11 protein-coding genes and 1 CRISPR repeat array are annotated in these 17,100 nt (G+C 66.5%); all 11 genes read right to left on the minus strand.

Annotation, left to right across the window (positions count from 1 at the left end; genetic code table 11):
- Positions 1-7: 7 nt before the first annotated feature.
- Positions 8-4,734: direct repeats of the CRISPR family, unit length 29 nt; unit sequence CGGTTCATCCCCGCGTGGGCGGGGAACAG.
- Positions 4,735-4,812: 78 nt separating this feature from the next.
- The 11 genes from cas2e to EV656_RS00955 all read right to left on the minus strand — a co-directional run bounded on the left by cas2e (position 4,813) and on the right by EV656_RS00955 (position 16,394).
- A complete protein-coding gene (gene cas2e / locus EV656_RS00905) occupies positions 4,813-5,100 on the minus strand; it encodes a type I-E CRISPR-associated endoribonuclease Cas2e (RefSeq protein ID WP_132598525.1) in 288 nt (95 codons plus the stop codon).
- 3 nt (positions 5,101-5,103) lie between these two features.
- On the minus strand, positions 5,104-6,048 hold the full coding sequence (cas1e, locus tag EV656_RS00910) for a type I-E CRISPR-associated endonuclease Cas1e (RefSeq protein ID WP_132598527.1): 945 nt from the start codon (positions 6,046-6,048) through the stop codon (positions 5,104-5,106).
- The gene (gene cas6e / locus EV656_RS00915) at positions 6,045-6,719 is read right to left on the minus strand and encodes a type I-E CRISPR-associated protein Cas6/Cse3/CasE (RefSeq protein ID WP_132598529.1); all 675 of its coding nucleotides are present in this window, start codon (positions 6,717-6,719) and stop codon (positions 6,045-6,047) included. Before cas6e ends, cas1e begins: the two co-directional genes overlap by 4 nt.
- Entirely contained in the window at positions 6,716-7,411 is a 696-nt protein-coding gene (gene cas5e / locus EV656_RS00920; protein WP_132598531.1) for a type I-E CRISPR-associated protein Cas5/CasD, read from the minus strand. The genes cas6e and cas5e overlap by 4 nt, the downstream gene beginning before the upstream one ends.
- Entirely contained in the window at positions 7,411-8,475 is a 1,065-nt protein-coding gene (cas7e, locus tag EV656_RS00925; RefSeq protein ID WP_132598533.1) for a type I-E CRISPR-associated protein Cas7/Cse4/CasC, read from the minus strand. The genes cas5e and cas7e overlap by 1 nt, the downstream gene beginning before the upstream one ends.
- Entirely contained in the window at positions 8,472-8,966 is a 495-nt protein-coding gene (casB, locus tag EV656_RS00930) for a type I-E CRISPR-associated protein Cse2/CasB (protein WP_132598535.1), read from the minus strand. Before casB ends, cas7e begins: the two co-directional genes overlap by 4 nt.
- On the minus strand, positions 8,963-10,423 hold the full coding sequence (gene casA, locus EV656_RS00935; protein ID WP_165918908.1) for a type I-E CRISPR-associated protein Cse1/CasA: 1,461 nt from the start codon (positions 10,421-10,423) through the stop codon (positions 8,963-8,965). The genes casB and casA overlap by 4 nt, the downstream gene beginning before the upstream one ends.
- A 78-nt stretch (positions 10,424-10,501) precedes the next feature.
- Positions 10,502-12,997 carry a CRISPR-associated helicase Cas3' gene (cas3, locus tag EV656_RS00940; RefSeq protein WP_242468950.1) on the minus strand — a complete coding sequence of 832 codons (2,496 nt, stop codon included), beginning with the start codon at positions 12,995-12,997 and terminating at the stop codon, positions 10,502-10,504.
- 189 nt (positions 12,998-13,186) lie between these two features.
- On the minus strand, positions 13,187-14,185 hold the full coding sequence (locus tag EV656_RS00945; protein WP_132598539.1) for a helix-turn-helix transcriptional regulator: 999 nt from the start codon (positions 14,183-14,185) through the stop codon (positions 13,187-13,189).
- Positions 14,186-14,339: 154 nt separating this feature from the next.
- The gene (locus tag EV656_RS00950) at positions 14,340-15,587 is read right to left on the minus strand and encodes an Hsp70 family protein (RefSeq protein WP_132598541.1); all 1,248 of its coding nucleotides are present in this window, start codon (positions 15,585-15,587) and stop codon (positions 14,340-14,342) included.
- A gap of 183 nt (positions 15,588-15,770) precedes the next feature.
- Positions 15,771-16,394 (minus strand): hypothetical protein, encoded by a 624-nt coding sequence (locus tag EV656_RS00955; protein WP_132598543.1) that lies wholly within the window; start codon positions 16,392-16,394, stop codon positions 15,771-15,773.
- Between the last annotated feature and the right edge of the window lie 706 nt (positions 16,395-17,100).

Below are 17,100 nucleotides of genomic sequence, written 5' to 3' on the forward strand. Positions count from 1 at the left end.
GCTATGGCGGTTCATCCCCGCGTGGGCGGGGAACAGTTCGCCGTAGCTGTTCAGGCCAAGCTGGTCATCGGTTCATCCCCGCGTGGGCGGGGAACAGGCACGCCCGAGGCCGAACGATGGCAAGCGGCCCGGTTCATCCCCGCGTGGGCGGGGAACAGGCTCGCACCCCGGCAAGGACAAGGCCCTATGGCGGTTCATCCCCGCGTGGGCGGGGAACAGTTCGCCGTAGCTGTTCAGGCCAAGCTGGTCATCGGTTCATCCCCGCGTGGGCGGGGAACAGATCCTGGGCGAATACGCGAGCGCCGAAAATTTCGGTTCATCCCCGCGTGGGCGGGGAACAGGGCACATTCCGCTTGCGGCCAGCCTCAACCAGCGGTTCATCCCCGCGTGGGCGGGGAACAGCGAACCTGGAGCCGTCAGACCCGCTCTATCAGCGGTTCATCCCCGCGTGGGCGGGGAACAGCGGCTCCCCGATGACGATCACCGTGCATGGTCCGGTTCATCCCCGCGTGGGCGGGGAACAGAAGGGCAAGGATCGCCACGCCAACGGCAGGCCCGGTTCATCCCCGCGTGGGCGGGGAACAGTTGGTGTCCGAGATGTATTTCAGGAGTTGGGTCGGTTCATCCCCGCGTGGGCGGGGAACAGGCCAGGCGCGCGCATCCCGGCGCGGCCAGTCGCGGTTCATCCCCGCGTGGGCGGGGAACAGGTTCAACATGGATGCGCTGGTCTGGGATTCGTCGGTTCATCCCCGCGTGGGCGGGGAACAGGCATCCTTTATTCGGATTGCGATCTGACCCAGCGGTTCATCCCCGCGTGGGCGGGGAACAGTACATCATTGAAACGGATTTTCAGGGTCCGGGCGGTTCATCCCCGCGTGGGCGGGGAACAGGCGCAGCCATAGGCGAGCACGGGCCTAGACGACGGTTCATCCCCGCGTGGGCGGGGAACAGCGTGTCCAGGTCGATCCGTGCCAGCCGGTCGGCGGTTCATCCCCGCGTGGGCGGGGAACAGGTCACATAACCATAGGCGATCATCTCCTCGCACGGTTCATCCCCGCGTGGGCGGGGAACAGGGCAGCTTTTGGGACGGCGTGTCGGACACCTGCGGTTCATCCCCGCGTGGGCGGGGAACAGGTGCGGAGGTTGCCGATCAATTTGAAAGCCGCCGGTTCATCCCCGCGTGGGCGGGGAACAGGCAGCTTCGCACAGGCTGCGGCCAACGTAGTCCGGTTCATCCCCGCGTGGGCGGGGAACAGGAATTTCGGGTCATTGTCACCAAAGATGACAACGGTTCATCCCCGCGTGGGCGGGGAACAGGTGATGCGGTCGGGGGCACCATTAACCGCGGCCGGTTCATCCCCGCGTGGGCGGGGAACAGGAGGCCGCCGACGCTTTCAACGAATTTGCGCAGGGTTCATCCCCGCGTGGGCGGGGAACAGCCCCCTGCGACGGATCGAGTTGAAGGCATGTCCGGTTCATCCCCGCGTGGGCGGGGAACAGGAAACGCTTGTTTTTGCGGGGGTTCCCGTCACCGGTTCATCCCCGCGTGGGCGGGGAACAGCCTGCTCGACACGATCCGCGTCAACGGCCAGCCGGTTCATCCCCGCGTGGGCGGGGAACAGATACATCACAAACGGCGGGGTAAGCTGGACGCCGGTTCATCCCCGCGTGGGCGGGGAACAGCTATCCGGCGGCAGGACCGGCAGCCCCTGTTCCGGTTCATCCCCGCGTGGGCGGGGAACAGCAGGCATCCATGACGCTGGCGAGGTCCGCATACGGTTCATCCCCGCGTGGGCGGGGAACAGGTCGTCCAGAAGGAGCAGGTCGTTGATGTCGTCGGTTCATCCCCGCGTGGGCGGGGAACAGGCGGCCTGATGCACGCCGATCAGGATTTCGTCCGGTTCATCCCCGCGTGGGCGGGGAACAGGGCGAGCTGGCCGGAACTACGATGTCCGTTACGCGGTTCATCCCCGCGTGGGCGGGGAACAGATCCGCAAACCCAAGAAGCCGACGCTCTTTTTCGGTTCATCCCCGCGTGGGCGGGGAACAGTGCCTTCGATGCAATCAGAATTGTGAATGCACCGGTTCATCCCCGCGTGGGCGGGGAACAGGCCGCGATTGCCCAGGGCGGCGGCGCTGGCATCGGTTCATCCCCGCGTGGGCGGGGAACAGTCTACAAAAGCGGCTCCGAGGTTCCTCTTATTCGGTTCATCCCCGCGTGGGCGGGGAACAGATGTCCAAAAAACCGCCCATCGGTTGGTTCTACGGTTCATCCCCGCGTGGGCGGGGAACAGGCGTCCATGTTCTGTTACGCGGATATTCGGGACGGTTCATCCCCGCGTGGGCGGGGAACAGATCAAAGGCGGGGTCACCGCCCGCCGGAAAGGCGGTTCATCCCCGCGTGGGCGGGGAACAGTGAATATGAAATTCATCCGGGGCCAGACCGCACGGTTCATCCCCGCGTGGGCGGGGAACAGCGGACACCCCCGCTAAAGCGGGGACCCCCGTCCGGTTCATCCCCGCGTGGGCGGGGAACAGTCATCATAGCTGGAAAACTGCGGGAACGCGGTCGGTTCATCCCCGCGTGGGCGGGGAACAGGTCATGTATCGGCTGTCGTTTCGCGCCGATTTCGGTTCATCCCCGCGTGGGCGGGGAACAGTCCGCGTTGAAATGGCGGAGACAGCGGAAACGCGGTTCATCCCCGCGTGGGCGGGGAACAGATCGTAAAACGCCCAATCACCGCCCCAGTCAACGGTTCATCCCCGCGTGGGCGGGGAACAGATTATGTCCGGGTGGACATGCTGCCAATCGGCCGGTTCATCCCCGCGTGGGCGGGGAACAGGCCATCCTCGACCCTGACGTGGCCCTGCTTCTCGGTTCATCCCCGCGTGGGCGGGGAACAGCGGCGCGTCCTGGGTGGGCGGTGGCGCGGGATCGGTTCATCCCCGCGTGGGCGGGGAACAGCAGGGCGTCGGCGGGGTCGAGATCGGAAACCTCGGTTCATCCCCGCGTGGGCGGGGAACAGGCGCAGGCGAGCTTGATGCGCGTGTGAGCGTCCGGTTCATCCCCGCGTGGGCGGGGAACAGGAGACGAGCACGATTGCTCTCTCTGATCCTCTCGGTTCATCCCCGCGTGGGCGGGGAACAGTTGATGATGGTCTGCCGGGTGATCGCAAACAGCGGTTCATCCCCGCGTGGGCGGGGAACAGGGGGGGACCACCTTCATTGACGGCTGCATGGCCGGTTCATCCCCGCGTGGGCGGGGAACAGCTGCCGTAGGTGAACTCGGCGCCGTCCGCGACCGGTTCATCCCCGCGTGGGCGGGGAACAGTCAGCAACAAGATCGGCGACGTGAAAGAGGCGCGGTTCATCCCCGCGTGGGCGGGGAACAGTGCCCGGACACATCCGCCACGGACATATAGGCCGGTTCATCCCCGCGTGGGCGGGGAACAGGGAATGAAGCTCATCACCCCCGACACGATCAACGGTTCATCCCCGCGTGGGCGGGGAACAGGGCTTGCGTCAGCGGCACCGGGTGATCCACGCCGGTTCATCCCCGCGTGGGCGGGGAACAGGTCGCTGCGCCATATGCAGGACGGGCAGTAAGCGGTTCATCCCCGCGTGGGCGGGGAACAGGCATAATCGCCGGCACCGACATAGCCGAACGGCGGTTCATCCCCGCGTGGGCGGGGAACAGGCTTTCGACTATTTCCGCCGCATCGCGCAGGACGGTTCATCCCCGCGTGGGCGGGGAACAGTCCGGCGCAACCAGAGTATAGCGGGTGGCCGACGGTTCATCCCCGCGTGGGCGGGGAACAGGGACAGCTGATCTGCGAACACCTCGTGGTGCACGGTTCATCCCCGCGTGGGCGGGGAACAGTAGTTCGTGGTTTCGATACTGGCGCGGCTGACCGGTTCATCCCCGCGTGGGCGGGGAACAGCGCACCGCCAGGACGCTGCCGCTCTCGAAAGGCGGTTCATCCCCGCGTGGGCGGGGAACAGCGCAAGGTCGGCAAAGACGCGGCGCGGAAAGCCGGTTCATCCCCGCGTGGGCGGGGAACAGTTCGGTTACATCATCAGATTTCATTCTGCCCTCGGTTCATCCCCGCGTGGGCGGGGAACAGTTGTCTGGAGTCCTTGAAAGATCAGGGCGAGCCGGTTCATCCCCGCGTGGGCGGGGAACAGTCGGCCCTTGACGAAAAGGCCGTTTTCGTCCTCGGTTCATCCCCGCGTGGGCGGGGAACAGACGCTATACTCGATGCGCGTCGGGCGCTTGATCGGTTCATCCCCGCGTGGGCGGGGAACAGGCGCCATCAAACTGTTCATCGAAGGGCATGACCGGTTCATCCCCGCGTGGGCGGGGAACAGAGGCTTTCCGCACGCCGGATCGCCAGGCCGAACGGTTCATCCCCGCGTGGGCGGGGAACAGTTATCGGCCTGATAGCGGCTGCCGGTATCGCCCGGTTCATCCCCGCGTGGGCGGGGAACAGGCCTATCAGGCGGTTCACGGTCGCCCCTATCCCGGTTCATCCCCGCGTGGGCGGGGAACAGAGCAACAGGCCGATGACCCCGAGTCTGTCTGTCGGTTCATCCCCGCGTGGGCGGGGAACAGGAGCCGGAACTAGTGACCCGCCCGCACCAAGCCGGTTCATCCCCGCGTGGGCGGGGAACAGTCACCACCTTCCTTCGTAACCTCGACGTAAGTCGGTTCATCCCCGCGTGGGCGGGGAACAGTCTTCCTGCAGGCCATTGATCCACCAAGAAAATCACGATGTCAAAGAGCGCACCGGCAATAAGGGCGTTCGAGCGCCCTTACCGCGGCTTTTGGGGAAAGAAGCTAACCAGCTTCAAACCGTCGAATTCCACCGACATCCGACGGTTCTTTCCCGCCGTGAGGAAATCGTAGCCTTGATCGGTAGGGGCCTTCCAGACCATAACTGCGTCACCCGTATCCAGCCCCGCCAGAACCTGTTTCCAGATCATCTCTCGGGTGCGGGCGGAATAATTCCCGACATAGACGCCAGCCCTGATCTCGACCAGCCAGGCGGCAAGGCGACCGCGCAGCCTGGGCGGCACATTCGTGACGACCACGACCATCATGGATCACCTGTGTCCCGGGTCGCCCGAGGGCGGCGCGTCGGAGAAAGCCGGGGGCAGGGCCTCGGGTGACGGATCGGGACGCGGCAGATCGCCGGCTGACAGGACCTCTTCGATGGCTGGGATGATGCGCCCAAGAAGCCCGGTGCGGCGGAATGCGTCCCGGCAGGCCAGCCGCACGGCGCGGTCGGGCGCCATGTCCAGCTTGCCCTTGGCCGCCTGCCCGGCGATCCGGAACGCCTCGGGGACGACTGTGTCGATCTTGAAGAGATCGGCAATGTCATAGACGAAGGAGAGCGGCTTGCCCGTATGCAGGAATCCGATTGCCGGGGCATAGCCCGCGGCCAGAACCGCGGCCTCGCTCAGGCCGTGCAGACAGGCGGTGGCGGCCGAAAGGCAACGGTTGGGAACATCGGCGGCCTGCCAATCCGCAGGGTCATAGGCGCGGCGTTTCCAGTTTACCCCGTATTGCCGGGCCAACAGCGCATAGGATTCGCGCACGCGGACGCCCTCGATCCCGCGCAGTTGGTCGATGGACCGGCGCGAGGGGGCATCCTCGCCGAACCGCATCGCATACATCTTGCGCACGACCCTTAGCCGCGCGGACGGGTCCAGCGCGATGGATGCCTGCCACAGCAGATGATCCGATCGCGCCCCGCCCGGCTGTCCGGCAGAGTAGAGCCGCACGCCGCCCTCGCCGACCCAGGTGATCAGCGTGCCGGCCCGCGCTGCCAGCGCGATGGCGGCATGGGAAATGCGCGCGCCGGGTTCCAGCATGATCCCGGCCAGCCCGCCAACCGGGATCTGGGTGCGCGTGCCATCAGCATTCAGCGCGACGAAGGCGCCATCGGCCACGTCCAGCTTGGCCCGTTCGACAAACACCAGCGAGGCGCGATCCTTCAGCGGGATCGGCCGCGGCGGCGGCAGGCCGGGCAGGCCACCGCCGGTCATGGCGCGCGGCGGATCAGCATCAGTCCGCAACCGAACGCCTTGGCGCGCCCGAAACCACGGGCCAGATGTGACAGGAACACCGCCGGATCGGTCACCTCGATCCGACCCTCGAGGTCGAGAATGCCGAATTGCGGCTGCCCCTTGCGCGGGCCGCGGTGCCCTGGCAGCGCCACGGTGGCATAGTCCCCGGCCACGGCAGAGTCGACGCGAAACCCCGCCGCCGCCCCCTGGCGCCCCAGCCAGGCCGCGCCTTCGCGGCTGGCGGCTGCCAACCGTTCGGGTGCCCGTGTGCCCTTGGGCAGATCGTGCAGTGCATCCATCACCACGTCCACGCGGCGTCCTGTATCCCGTTTCATCCGGGTCGCATTGGCGCGAAGCACGAAGTCCAGCATTTGGCCGGGAGCCAAGGCCGGCGCGAATGGCTTGACCTCATGGGGGGCAAACAGGTCCATCGGTTGGGGCGGGCGGGCAGACAATGTCAGGAACGTTCCATCATGGTCTTCACGCCACAGGAAATCACGCCGCCTGTCGGGACCGTCGGCGAAGGCAGCCCAAAGCAGCTTGTGCTGAGCCGAGTGACGCGGACCCGCTTCGGATGGCGTCAGAAGACTCGCCAACGCCTGTGTCGAAGGGTTGCGCGCCAGCCTGATCCGGCTGAAATAGAGGGTCATGCTGCGCCCCCCAGGGTAATCGTGACATCGCGCAGGGCAATACGGCGCCGGCCGAAATGCCACAACGCCCGGTCACGGGGCACGTCCTGAACCTCTTCTTGCAGCGCGTCGCCCTCGGCCGCGTCGCAGACCAGCACGCAGTCCATCGCTGCCGACTCTGCACAACGCCAGGGCGGCGGGGTTAGATGCGCCAGCGCCGCCTCGGGGCTGACGGCCTGCACCACTTTTGCGCCCGGTGGCGCCGCCAGGGGGCAGGATTTTCGCCCGAAATACAGCGTGTAGTGCGGCCGGTTCAACGCGGCCTCCAGCGCCTCCAGGCCGTCCCCCCAGACAGCGACGCCGTAGAACACGCCCGAGCGATAATCGCGCAGGGTGATCGCGGTGTTCAGCCGCCCGCGCGCCGCGGCCAAGGCCTCGGGGCGGGAATTGGGCCGTTTTGCGGCTGCAGAGGGAACGGTTTGCACGGTGTGATAGTCGCGCAAGGGGGCGCCCCTGTCGAACACCGCCACAGCCAGGTCCAACGCATCCAGTTCCGAAAAGTCGCCGCCCCTTTCAATCCCCATCGCAGCGCCCAGAAGCCCCAGGATCGCAGAGCGGCCAGGCCAGGCCAACGACCCGCGCCGTTCGTGCCCGGCAAGCTCGCCCATCGACCCGAGAGTGGCGGTCAGGCCGAATACCAGATAGGGCCGCATCACGCCCCCCGCACCGCATCGCCCGCAAAGCGGACGATATCGTCCAGCGTGCCGCCAACGCCCACATGAAGGGCGCAGTCGGCCTCCCAGGCCGGGCCATAGGCCGCATCGATATCGGCGCGGGCCTTGGTCAATGCGGCCACGGAGTTTTCCAGGAAAGGCGGTTTCCTGACCGGTTCGAAATAGGCGCCCGAGAGGTCACGCGGGGCCTGTGCCCCCTTTTCGGCCAGAACGTAATGGGCGCGCGGGTGGTGGGCAAAGCTGTTCTGTTTGCCCCGTGGGGTCGTCTGTGCGACGGCGCGCGCCAGCGCCTCAGCCCCTTTGGTGGCAAGGTCCCTGTCGCCCGCAAGGTTCTGGATCAGCAGGTCGCAGTTCACACAGACATACTGATAATACACGCCCGAACCAAAGGCGGTCTCGCCCAGATGGCCGGCGCCGGTCTCTTCGGCCTTGTTCAAGTCATCGACGGCAGAATACCAGTCCTCCTCGGCCTGCGCGGGATGAGTTGTGATGGCATGGGCCACCTGCACCGCCGCGTCGCGGTTATAATCGGCGTCATCGGCCAGCATCCGGCCGAACATCGCGATATCCACGGCGCCATCGGCATGACGCAGGACCAATTTTTTCAGATCCTTGTCCTTGGGCAGGTCTTCGCCCGCGATGATCTTGGCGGCCAGGTCCTCGGCCAGTTGCCATTCCTCGGGAGAGATGAAGGCCAACGTGGTCGCGACCCGGCTCTCTTCGCCTTTTTTCGGCGTTTCAAGCTTGCCGAAGATTGCCGCCACCTGCTCGGCGGCCTCGCGCACCGTCTTTTCCGGGGCGTCTTGCCGCGACAAACGCTCGACCAGTTCGCCATAGATGCGCTTGGTGCGCGTGCCCATGTTGCCCTCCAGATCCAGCGCGAAGAAGGCGCTTTCGCGCAGGGCGCGCTTGACCGATTGCGAGGACATGCGCAGCCGCGGGCTGCCCCCGACCATCGCCTGTTTCGGGCGCCCCTGATCGTCGCGGTTCGGGTTCGAGGGGCCATAGCTGGTCAGCAAGTGGAATTGCAGAAAGGTACTCATTCAATCGTCTCCTTCGACTCGTCCCTGGGCGCATCGGCGCCGAAATAATGAAAGCACCAGCGCGGCCGGGCGGCCTCCCAGTGCAGCAAATCACCCGCCAGCGCCGCCACGTTGCAGCGCCGGTCCGCCATGATGATCGCCCGCCGCATCAGCGCGGTCAGCTCGTCGCCCTCGGCCCGCATCAGGCGCTGGAACCGCAGATGGGACAGGACCGGCTCTGCCCCGCCCAGCCGCCGCGCAAGCGGTGCGCTGTCATGTTCGCGCACCTCGGCCAACAGACCGGCCAACCGAACAAGATCCTGCGCCCGTGCAGGCCCGATCCCCAGCGCGCGCGCCAGATCCTGCACGGCGGGTTCGCACAAGACCGCCATCGGCGCCGCCCGCCGCAGCCGGGCCGCCAGCGCGCGGGCCGCGGCGCTGTCGCGCGCACCGATATGCGTGCTCCACCAGCCAAGGGCGATGGCCCCCGGCGTCCTGGCCTGATCGCTCATGCTGCTTTCCCCTTCTTCCTTGCCGGCAGTTCCATCCCGAGTTGCGTGAAGATCTCACGTCCATACTTGCCATAGCCCGCGAACACGGCGGCTAGGCCGTTCCGCGCCTTGACGATCTGCGCGATCCGATCGGTTTCGCGCCGGTCCAGCCCGGGCACCGCCAGCGCATCGAACTGCCCCAGGGCCTGCGCGCGCAAATCGGCCAGCCAGGCGGGGCGCGGATCATGCCCCGCCTTCAGCTCTTGCACCCGGTGCAGGAATCGATCCTCGGTCGCGGCAAAGAACGCCTCGCGCTCGGCTTCACGCGCCTCGCCGCCTGCCAGAACGGGTTCCAGCGCCCCACGCAGCGCCACACCGGCGGCCTCGGCGGCAAGGATCATTCCCACCAAGCGGTCCTCGGCTTCGACGGGCAGGTTCAGAAGGGGTTGCACCGACAGCGTGAAATCGCGCGGCTTCATGTTGTCCATGGCCCAGCCGGCGACCATGACCGACGCGTCGCCGCCGCGCTGCCCCCAATCGCGCAGGGAAAGCGCGCGTTCAGAGGTCTCGCCGCCCACCTCCTGGGCCACGACACCCAACCAGTTGCGATAGCCGAACCGGTCGGGGCGCGGATGCCGGGGCAGCCATTCCTCACCCGCCTTGGTGCGGTAGTGCGGACTCAGCGGATGTTTCCACTTGGCATAATTCGTGCCCCAAGGCTTTTGAACGATACCGGTGACCCCTGCATCGTCCCCGGCCAGGCGCAGCCGCCGCGGCATGCCAAAGAACGCCTCGGCCCCAAAAACGCGCCCCTCCGGTGGCAAGGTCTGTTGCCCCTCTTCGGAAACATTCGTCGGGCGCATCCAGGGCAAATCGTTCATTGTGCCGGGCGTGCCGCAGGGGACATTGGCCCAGACCAGCGCCCACAGGCCATCACCCGGATCGACCAGCGTCACCAACGGACCGCCGCCGCGCATCGAGGTACGGTTTCCCGCGCCGCCCGACGGCGCATGCGCCTGAAAGGCATAAAGCGCCATCGCCGCCAGCGGCAGGTCAAGCCGCCCGTAACGATGTCGGTGGACCATCAGATCGGCATTGTTCTTCGCCGTGCTCACCCCGGCGCTGTCGATGAACAGCATGTCCACGGGGCCTGGCTGTCCCGGCAGAGGCTCCTGATCCTGCAGGAACAGCGGCCCCTCACCCAGCAGGTTGAAGGCCGGCGCAAACGGGGCAAGCCGGTCCTTGAGGCGCTGCGGATCGGGGGCGACGCGGCGCTGCCATGCGCCATTGTTCGCAGGCGGATCGGCCAGAAAGACAAGGCCGATCAGGAATTCGTAGCAGGCGATGTTCAGATCGGGGCGTGGCCAGTCAGGTCGCAGAATGCCCGGTCCGGCCATCTGCCAGGGGGCGATCACCCGCCGAGTGCCATCGGCACATAGAACCGGAATCCAAGGATCTTCGATCAAATTGAGGGGCATGAAAATCTCCACACAATCCACGGGTGAAAAGAGAGCACTCAGCATCCCCGCTGTAAAGCCGGTCAAACGCCGGGGGTGTCAGGAATTGTCACCAAAAATCAGCCCAAGCCCCGCGTCATACCGCAACCCCGCACAGATCGTCCCGTCCTCGGCGACGGGGCATAGCCGGTACTCGGCGCACTTCCATTCGGGCCAGTCGCGGGTAACGGCGGCGATCTCTGGCGCGGATTGGTCCGGCAGCGGCAGCGCGTCCAGGCGCGTCAGGCGGGCCGCAACCTCGGACATCGCCCAGGCATCATCGCCCTTATCCCCCGCCCAAGGCCGCAATGCGCCGGCCTCGCGCCGGGCCAGCACCAGATTGCGTTGCGCCTCGCCCAATCTCGTCGGGTAACTGGCATCGTCAGTGGCCTGCCCGCCCGCGCGATAGCCCGCAGCCAGATCGACGATATTCTGCGCCGCATGTCCGCGGGCCGCGGCCCCCTCGCCCTCGGCCCTGACCTCGGCGGCCTGCAGCACCTCCGGGAGCAGTCCAGCCTCGTCGCCATGCACGGGCTCGATCAGCGCACGCAGGCCCGAAGGCGCCTCGATCTGGCCAACCCGGAACAGAACATCCGCCGTGCGCCACTGATCGGCCACCGGATAGACCCAGGCGCCACGATCCAGCGTGCCGTGCAACCAGCGATCATCGGCCACCTGCACCGGATCGGGCGACAGCACATGCAGAACCGGCGCAGGCACCGGGCGCGTCGCGGCCGGGCGCAGGTCCATGTGCCGCCACAACCGCCCGGCGCGCTGAATCAGGGCGGCCATCGGTGCAAGGTCGGACACCATAACGTCGAAATCGAGATCGAGCGAAGATTCCAGAACCTGCGTTCCGACCAGCACGAAGCCCTCTCGCCCTTGCCCGTCCTTCCCCACGCGCGCCAGAACCTCGGCCTCGATCCGCTTGCGGTCGCACAGGGCAAATCGCGCATGCAGCAGATGCGCCTCAACGCCCCGAGCGTGAAGCATCTCAACCGCGGCGATAGCATCATCGACGGCGTTGCGCACCCAGACGCAGGCCGCGCCATGTTGCGCAGACTCCGCCAGAAGGTCGACCGCCTCATCGGCACGCGACAGCCGCTGGACCCGGACCGCGCCCCGTGGCCCCGCCGCCTGCGAAAGGGCAATCGGGGATGCCGCCCCCGCTACCGTCAAGGCCGGATAGGCCGGGCTGTCCGACAGACCGCCGTAGATTTCCAGCAACCGTTTGCGCTGCGCCAGTGGCAGAGTCGCCGTCAGCAGGATCGCCGATCCCCCGGCCGCACGATGCATCCGTAACAGCGCCGCAAGCTCGGCCCCGATATAAGGTTCGCCCAGCTCATGCACCTCGTCCACGATCAGGATCTTGGATGACAGCCCAAAATGGCGCAGCGCCTGGAACCTGACCGGCAGGACCGACAACAACGCCTGGTCAATCGTCCCAACACCGACATCGGCCAGCAAAGCGCGGCGGCGGTTTTCGGCCAACCAGTCCGTACAAGTGGCATCCTCCTCGCCGCGCGGGCCGTCATTCACGAGATCACGGAAATCCACGGAAAGACCCGCCCGACCATGGGCCAGCGTTAGGGTCGTGTGCCTGTCGAACAGTCGGCCAACCGATCCGGCGGCCCGGCGGAACATCGCATCCGCCGTGGCCATCGTGGGCAATGCGAAGAACAGCCCCCGCCCCTTGCCCGCCAGCAGCATCCGCTGGGCCAGGAGCAGGGCGGCCTCGGTCTTGCCCGCGCCGGTCTCGTCCTCGATGACGGCCAGCATCGGGCCATCGGTCAGGGGCACCTCGGCACAGGCGCCCTGCATGGGCCGCAGGGAGAAATCGAACAACTGTGTGTCGCGCGCCTTGCCGGATGCAAGGCCTGCATCGTCCACGGCTTTGCCTGCAATATCCCGCGCGCGGGCCAGATACTCGGCCAGTCCGGGACCGGCGGCCTGCGGCCCGAACCAGCGCGTGTTCGACCCGATCCAATCGGCAGCCGTGCACAAGCCCGGCAACCACCATGACAGGGCCGTCGCCCGATCTTCTCCCAATCCATCAAGGCACGCGTCCGGCCAGAGGGCGCAGAACGCCCCAACCGCTTGCCGGGCATCGTCGAGGCCCGAACCGACGGCATCCAAAGCCGAACGATAATCGCGCGATCGCCGCCCGGAATAGGCCAGTCCACCCATATTGCGTTTTGGCGGGCGCCCATGATGGCCTGCAACCGCGGCATAAAGGGTTTGCCGAGGCCATGGATCGCCCCCGATCTGCGGGACAAGAACCGGGTCCAGTTCGAACAGCAGCGCCTCTGTCAATTCCCAATGACGGAACGATTGCGGCACGCCATCGCGCAGCATGTCTCGAAAGCTGTCGCTGATCTTGCCAAGGTCGTGCAAGCCGACAAGCAGGATCAGAGCGTCACGCAGTTGCCGGTCGAAGCCGAAGGGTTCGATCAGCCGCTCGGCCACTGCCGCCACATCCAGCATGTGATAGACTGCCGGATGCTCTGTTTCGGACAGATCAGAGGCGCTTTTTCCGGGCCAAACCAACATGTCCATGTCACCCTCCAGACCGAGCATGCAATTTGCACCGACGGGGCATGGCTTGGCTGGGATGCCTGCCCCTTCGCAGATTGGCACTGTAGGTGAAACGACACATCGGGTGTCTCCTTCTGGTCGGGCGAATCCCGCATGGGGTGCGGGTCATGTCCCTTGCTAGCGCCCGGCCATGACAAATCCTGTCAGCCCTCACGGCAAGGCCGGGAAATCCGACCTGCGATGACGTGCCACCAACGCGCGCAGACCCTCCGGTTCCAGCACCTCGACACCATCACCCCATTGATAGAGGTGCCAGGCCATTTCCAGCCAGCCGCAGGCCTGGAACCGCACGGTCAGCGATCCGTCCGCCTCCTCGGTCACGTGCTGGTCGGGGTGAAAGACGAACTCGCGGGCCACCGACGCGGCCGACGGGGCAAAGCGCCACGCGACGGGGCCGTATTCCTCTGCGGCATGGAAAGAGCCGAAGGCGCGGGCGGCGTGGGCCTCCAGGTCGAAATCGGGGTCGCGGGCGAAAGACTGCGCCATCAGCCGCGCGCCCTGCATCCGGTCCAGCCGGAAATGCCGGAAGCGGCCGTCGCCGCCCTGTTCCTTAGCGACCAGGTAGCGCCGCGCGCCCAAGAGCAGGCCATAGGGCGCGACCAGCCGCTCGCGGGGGGCGTTGTCGCGGCGGCCCAGGTAGCTGATCGTCAACATGAACGGCGCCTTCAGCGCCTCCGCGATGGTGGCCAGCAGGCGCGGGTCGCTGCGCACCCGCGGCCCGGGGCGCGAGGCGAAGCCATGGGCCTCCAGCACCGCCTCGGCATCGGCCTCGGCCCGGCGGGCATGCGGCCCGGGCATCGCGGCCAGCAGCCGGTCGCGCAGGGATTTCAAGGCCTTCACATCCGTCGCGGCACCCTCGCGCTCGGCCCGGCGGATGCTCATCTCCAGCGCGGCCAGCTCGCTGTCGCGGATCCCCTGCGTCAGCATCAGCCGCGCATCCGTGCCCCGGAGCCGCCAGTATTTCCGCCGCATCTCGTCGGTGCTGGTCTCGGTGGCGGGAAACAGATCCTCCAGCGCCTTCGTCATCCGCTGCGCGGTGCGCCGGTCGACGCCGAATTCCGCCTCGATCTCGCTCAACGCGACACCCCGATGCCGGGCGGCGGCCATTTCGGCGAGGCGGAGCAGATCGGAGGCCTTGGCGAAGGACATGGAGGCACCGTGACAGGAACTGACGTGGCCAAAGGCTAAGCCCGATAACGCGGCCTGTCGATGCGATTCCAACCCTCGTCATGTGTCACGAGTGCCAGGGTGAAAGGGGGCGAGGGGTGTCGGCAGGCCGCACCGGGAACCCTTTCCCTGCCTCTCACCCCTGCCCGGCAGTTGCCAGGGCCAACCCGTCGACCACCGCCGTGAAGGCGTCCGACCGGTCGATACGGGCCGCGGGGCAGACGGCGCGGGCTTCTTCGGCGACCAGCGACATCAGGCTGGAGCCGCCGACCAGCACCACCGCCCCGATCTCGGCCGGGGGCACGCGGGCGAGGACAAGGGTGTCGTAGATCGCGGCGCGCAGCTTCTCACGGGCCGGGGCGAGGGCGGCGTTCAGCATGCCGGGGGTGACCGGGGTGCTCAGGCCGGGTTCCACGATCCCGAGGTCGATGCAGGCCCCGGGTTCGGCCCCGTTGGCCGCGATCTTGCCGCGCTCGACGGCGAAGGCCAGGTCATGGCCGAGGCGGTGCTCGATCACCGCCGCCAGCCGTTCCAGGGGCACGGGGTCGACCGCATGGCGCAGCAGGTCCGCCACCGCGCGCTCGGTGTCCCGGGAATAGAGGAAGGGGATCATCGCCCAGGTCGAGAGATCGGCGTAAAGCGCCCGAGGCATCGGCAGCAGGCCGTCGCCCAGGGTACGCCGCAACTGCCCGCCAAGGCCCAGCAGGGGCATCACCCGGGCCATGGACAGGGCCTGGTCGAAATCCGTGCCGCCCAGTCGGATCCCGTAGCTGGCGACGATTTCCACCCCCGCCGCACCGCTCCGCACCACCGAGAAATCCGAGGTGCCACCGCCGATATCGACGATCAGCCGGGTTTCGGCATGCGGGGCATCCCCGCCGGAGGCAAGGGCCGCCGCCTCGGGTTCGGCCAGGAAGGCCACATCGTCGAAGCCCGCGGCACGGTAACAGGCGCGCAGATCGGCCTCGGCCTGGGCATCGCGCGCGGCATCGCCGGAATGGAAATGCACCGGCCGGCCGGACAGAACGCGGGAAAACCGGGTGCCCGCGGCGGCCTCGGCCCGGCTCTTCACCTCGGCCAGCAGCGCGGTGACAATCCCGGCGAGCGCCCCCCGCCGCCCCGCGATCCGGCGCTCTTCATGGAAGAGCGACGTGCCCAGGACGCTTTTCAAGGCGCGCATATACCGCCCGTCCTCACCGCCGGTCAGCGCGGCCTCGGCGGCCCGCCCGATCCGCATGGGGCCGCCATCCGAGGGCAGGAACACCGCCGTTGGCAGGGTATCGGCGCCCGCCTCGATCGGCAGGCGGTGGACCTTGCCCTCGACGAGAAGGGCTGCGGCGGAATTCGAGGTGCCGAAATCCAGGGCAAGCGCGGGCGCGGTCATGGGATGTGTCCTTGTAAGGGCCGGGAGGGCCAGCTACCGGAACGCCGCCTGCGCCGCAAGGACGGGGCCCGGAAATCGGCAAAAAGCTCAGGCACCGCGCGTTTCACCACAGCTCTCACGCGCCTGTGCCGGGACGATCATGCGGGCTGTTTTCGGAAGCCGAATGCGTGAAAGACCCTCCCGCTACGGTCTTTCGGCGGGAGCTTCGCGCTTCGAAAAAGCCGAAATGCGTTTCTCGATCAATGCCTCGAACATTCGTTCCAAATCCGCATTTCTCGCGAGATCCTCCACCTGCCGGTTCAGCCCGTCGATGGCATCGTCCTTTTTGCGCAGCTCCGCATCCTTCGCCGCAACCTGATCCTGCAAGGTCTGGATTTGTTCCTGCTGTGATTCAACCGACCGCTTGAGATCAGCATTCTGGTTCTCGAGAAGCGCAACATACCGCTGAACCGCTTCAAGCGGTTTGCGGTTTTCATCCGTTAGGATCCGGTAGGCGTTCGCCGAAGCCAGGAGAAACTGCGCTTCCATGCCGGCGACAAACCCGCCGACCATCTCGCGGATCACGGGTGGAAGCTGCGATACGAGAACGGCATTGCGCTCTTCGGTGCGCCTTTCGAGGAAAGCCTCAAGCTCGCGCTCCAGGGTCTCTTTTCGCGGCGTCGTCTGGAGTCCGAGTTCGTCTTTCAGCGCCGCGATGATCGTCTGCGAATTCACCTCGTTGCAGGAAGCTTCGACAATCGCAACCGCTTTTCCGAGATCGTCGCTCGAATACGAGCGCTTGCGTCCGCCCCTGGTATTCTGACTCATCTTTGCTGTCCTCTTTGCCTCGAGAGGTATGTCATACGGTTTGTCAAACGCGCTTTGACAAACCCTGGAATCGTGGTTGCCGGCCGTAGGAAACGCCGGCCGGGCAAGAAGTACATTGGTCGGCTTGCCTACGACGGAAGAAAAAAGTTCGGGCCTTGATCAGAGGGCTTCCTCCTTCCTCTTCGAACAGGAAAATCCATCCGCTGCCGCATGTCGAAACGTGGGTGTAGCTCTGAACGCTGTTCACCTCGGGGATGAGCCTCGCTGGTGCCAGGCGCACCGGCACCTCCTCTCCGAGAAAAAACACCAAAGCGGCGCGGCAGCGCCCTTTCAATTCTTGTTCTTCTGTTTCTCTTCGTTTCTAACGTTTCCGGGCGAATTTCACGCATGGCTACAGACACTTACAGAGACCGGGACGCATGAAACCGGGGCTGGGACGCACCAGACCGGACTTGGGACGCATGAAACCGCAAGCGGGACGCACGAGACCGGCGACGGGACGCACGAGACCGCAAACGGGACGCACGAAACCGGCCATGCCATGTCCAGAGCAGATCCGGGCGCCCGGCGGCAGGGCAATCAGCGCCCAAGTTGCCTCACCCTGGAATATATTAAATTCAATGACTTACATTCACCCACGGCGACATCACGGTGCCATGCCCGGCCCCCATCGGCAGCCCGACGCCTCTTTCCGGTGAAAGTTCCA

This window comes from Rhodovulum adriaticum, from assembly GCF_004345735.1.
Taxonomy (GTDB): domain Bacteria; phylum Pseudomonadota; class Alphaproteobacteria; order Rhodobacterales; family Rhodobacteraceae; genus Rhodovulum; species Rhodovulum adriaticum.

Bases quoted from the DNA above. Each gene is read 5' to 3' on its own strand.
- EV656_RS00955 (WP_132598543.1), bottom strand. From the start codon at position 16,394: ATGAGTCAGAATACCAGGGGCGGACGCAAGCGCTCGTATTCGAGCGAC.
- casB (WP_132598535.1), bottom strand. From the start codon at position 8,966: ATGAGCGATCAGGCCAGGACGCCGGGGGCCATCGCCCTTGGCTGGTGG.
- EV656_RS00945 (WP_132598539.1), bottom strand. From the start codon at position 14,185: ATGTCCTTCGCCAAGGCCTCCGATCTGCTCCGCCTCGCCGAAATGGCC.
- cas6e (WP_132598529.1), bottom strand. From the start codon at position 6,719: ATGACCCTCTATTTCAGCCGGATCAGGCTGGCGCGCAACCCTTCGACA.
- cas5e (WP_132598531.1), bottom strand. From the start codon at position 7,411: ATGCGGCCCTATCTGGTATTCGGCCTGACCGCCACTCTCGGGTCGATG.
- cas1e (WP_132598527.1), bottom strand. From the start codon at position 6,048: ATGACCGGCGGTGGCCTGCCCGGCCTGCCGCCGCCGCGGCCGATCCCG.
- casA (WP_165918908.1), bottom strand. From the start codon at position 10,423: ATGCCCCTCAATTTGATCGAAGATCCTTGGATTCCGGTTCTATGTGCC.
- cas7e (WP_132598533.1), bottom strand. From the start codon at position 8,475: ATGAGTACCTTTCTGCAATTCCACTTGCTGACCAGCTATGGCCCCTCG.
- cas2e (WP_132598525.1), bottom strand. From the start codon at position 5,100: ATGATGGTCGTGGTCGTCACGAATGTGCCGCCCAGGCTGCGCGGTCGC.
- EV656_RS00950 (WP_132598541.1), bottom strand. From the start codon at position 15,587: ATGACCGCGCCCGCGCTTGCCCTGGATTTCGGCACCTCGAATTCCGCC.
- cas3 (WP_242468950.1), bottom strand. From the start codon at position 12,997: ATGGACATGTTGGTTTGGCCCGGAAAAAGCGCCTCTGATCTGTCCGAA.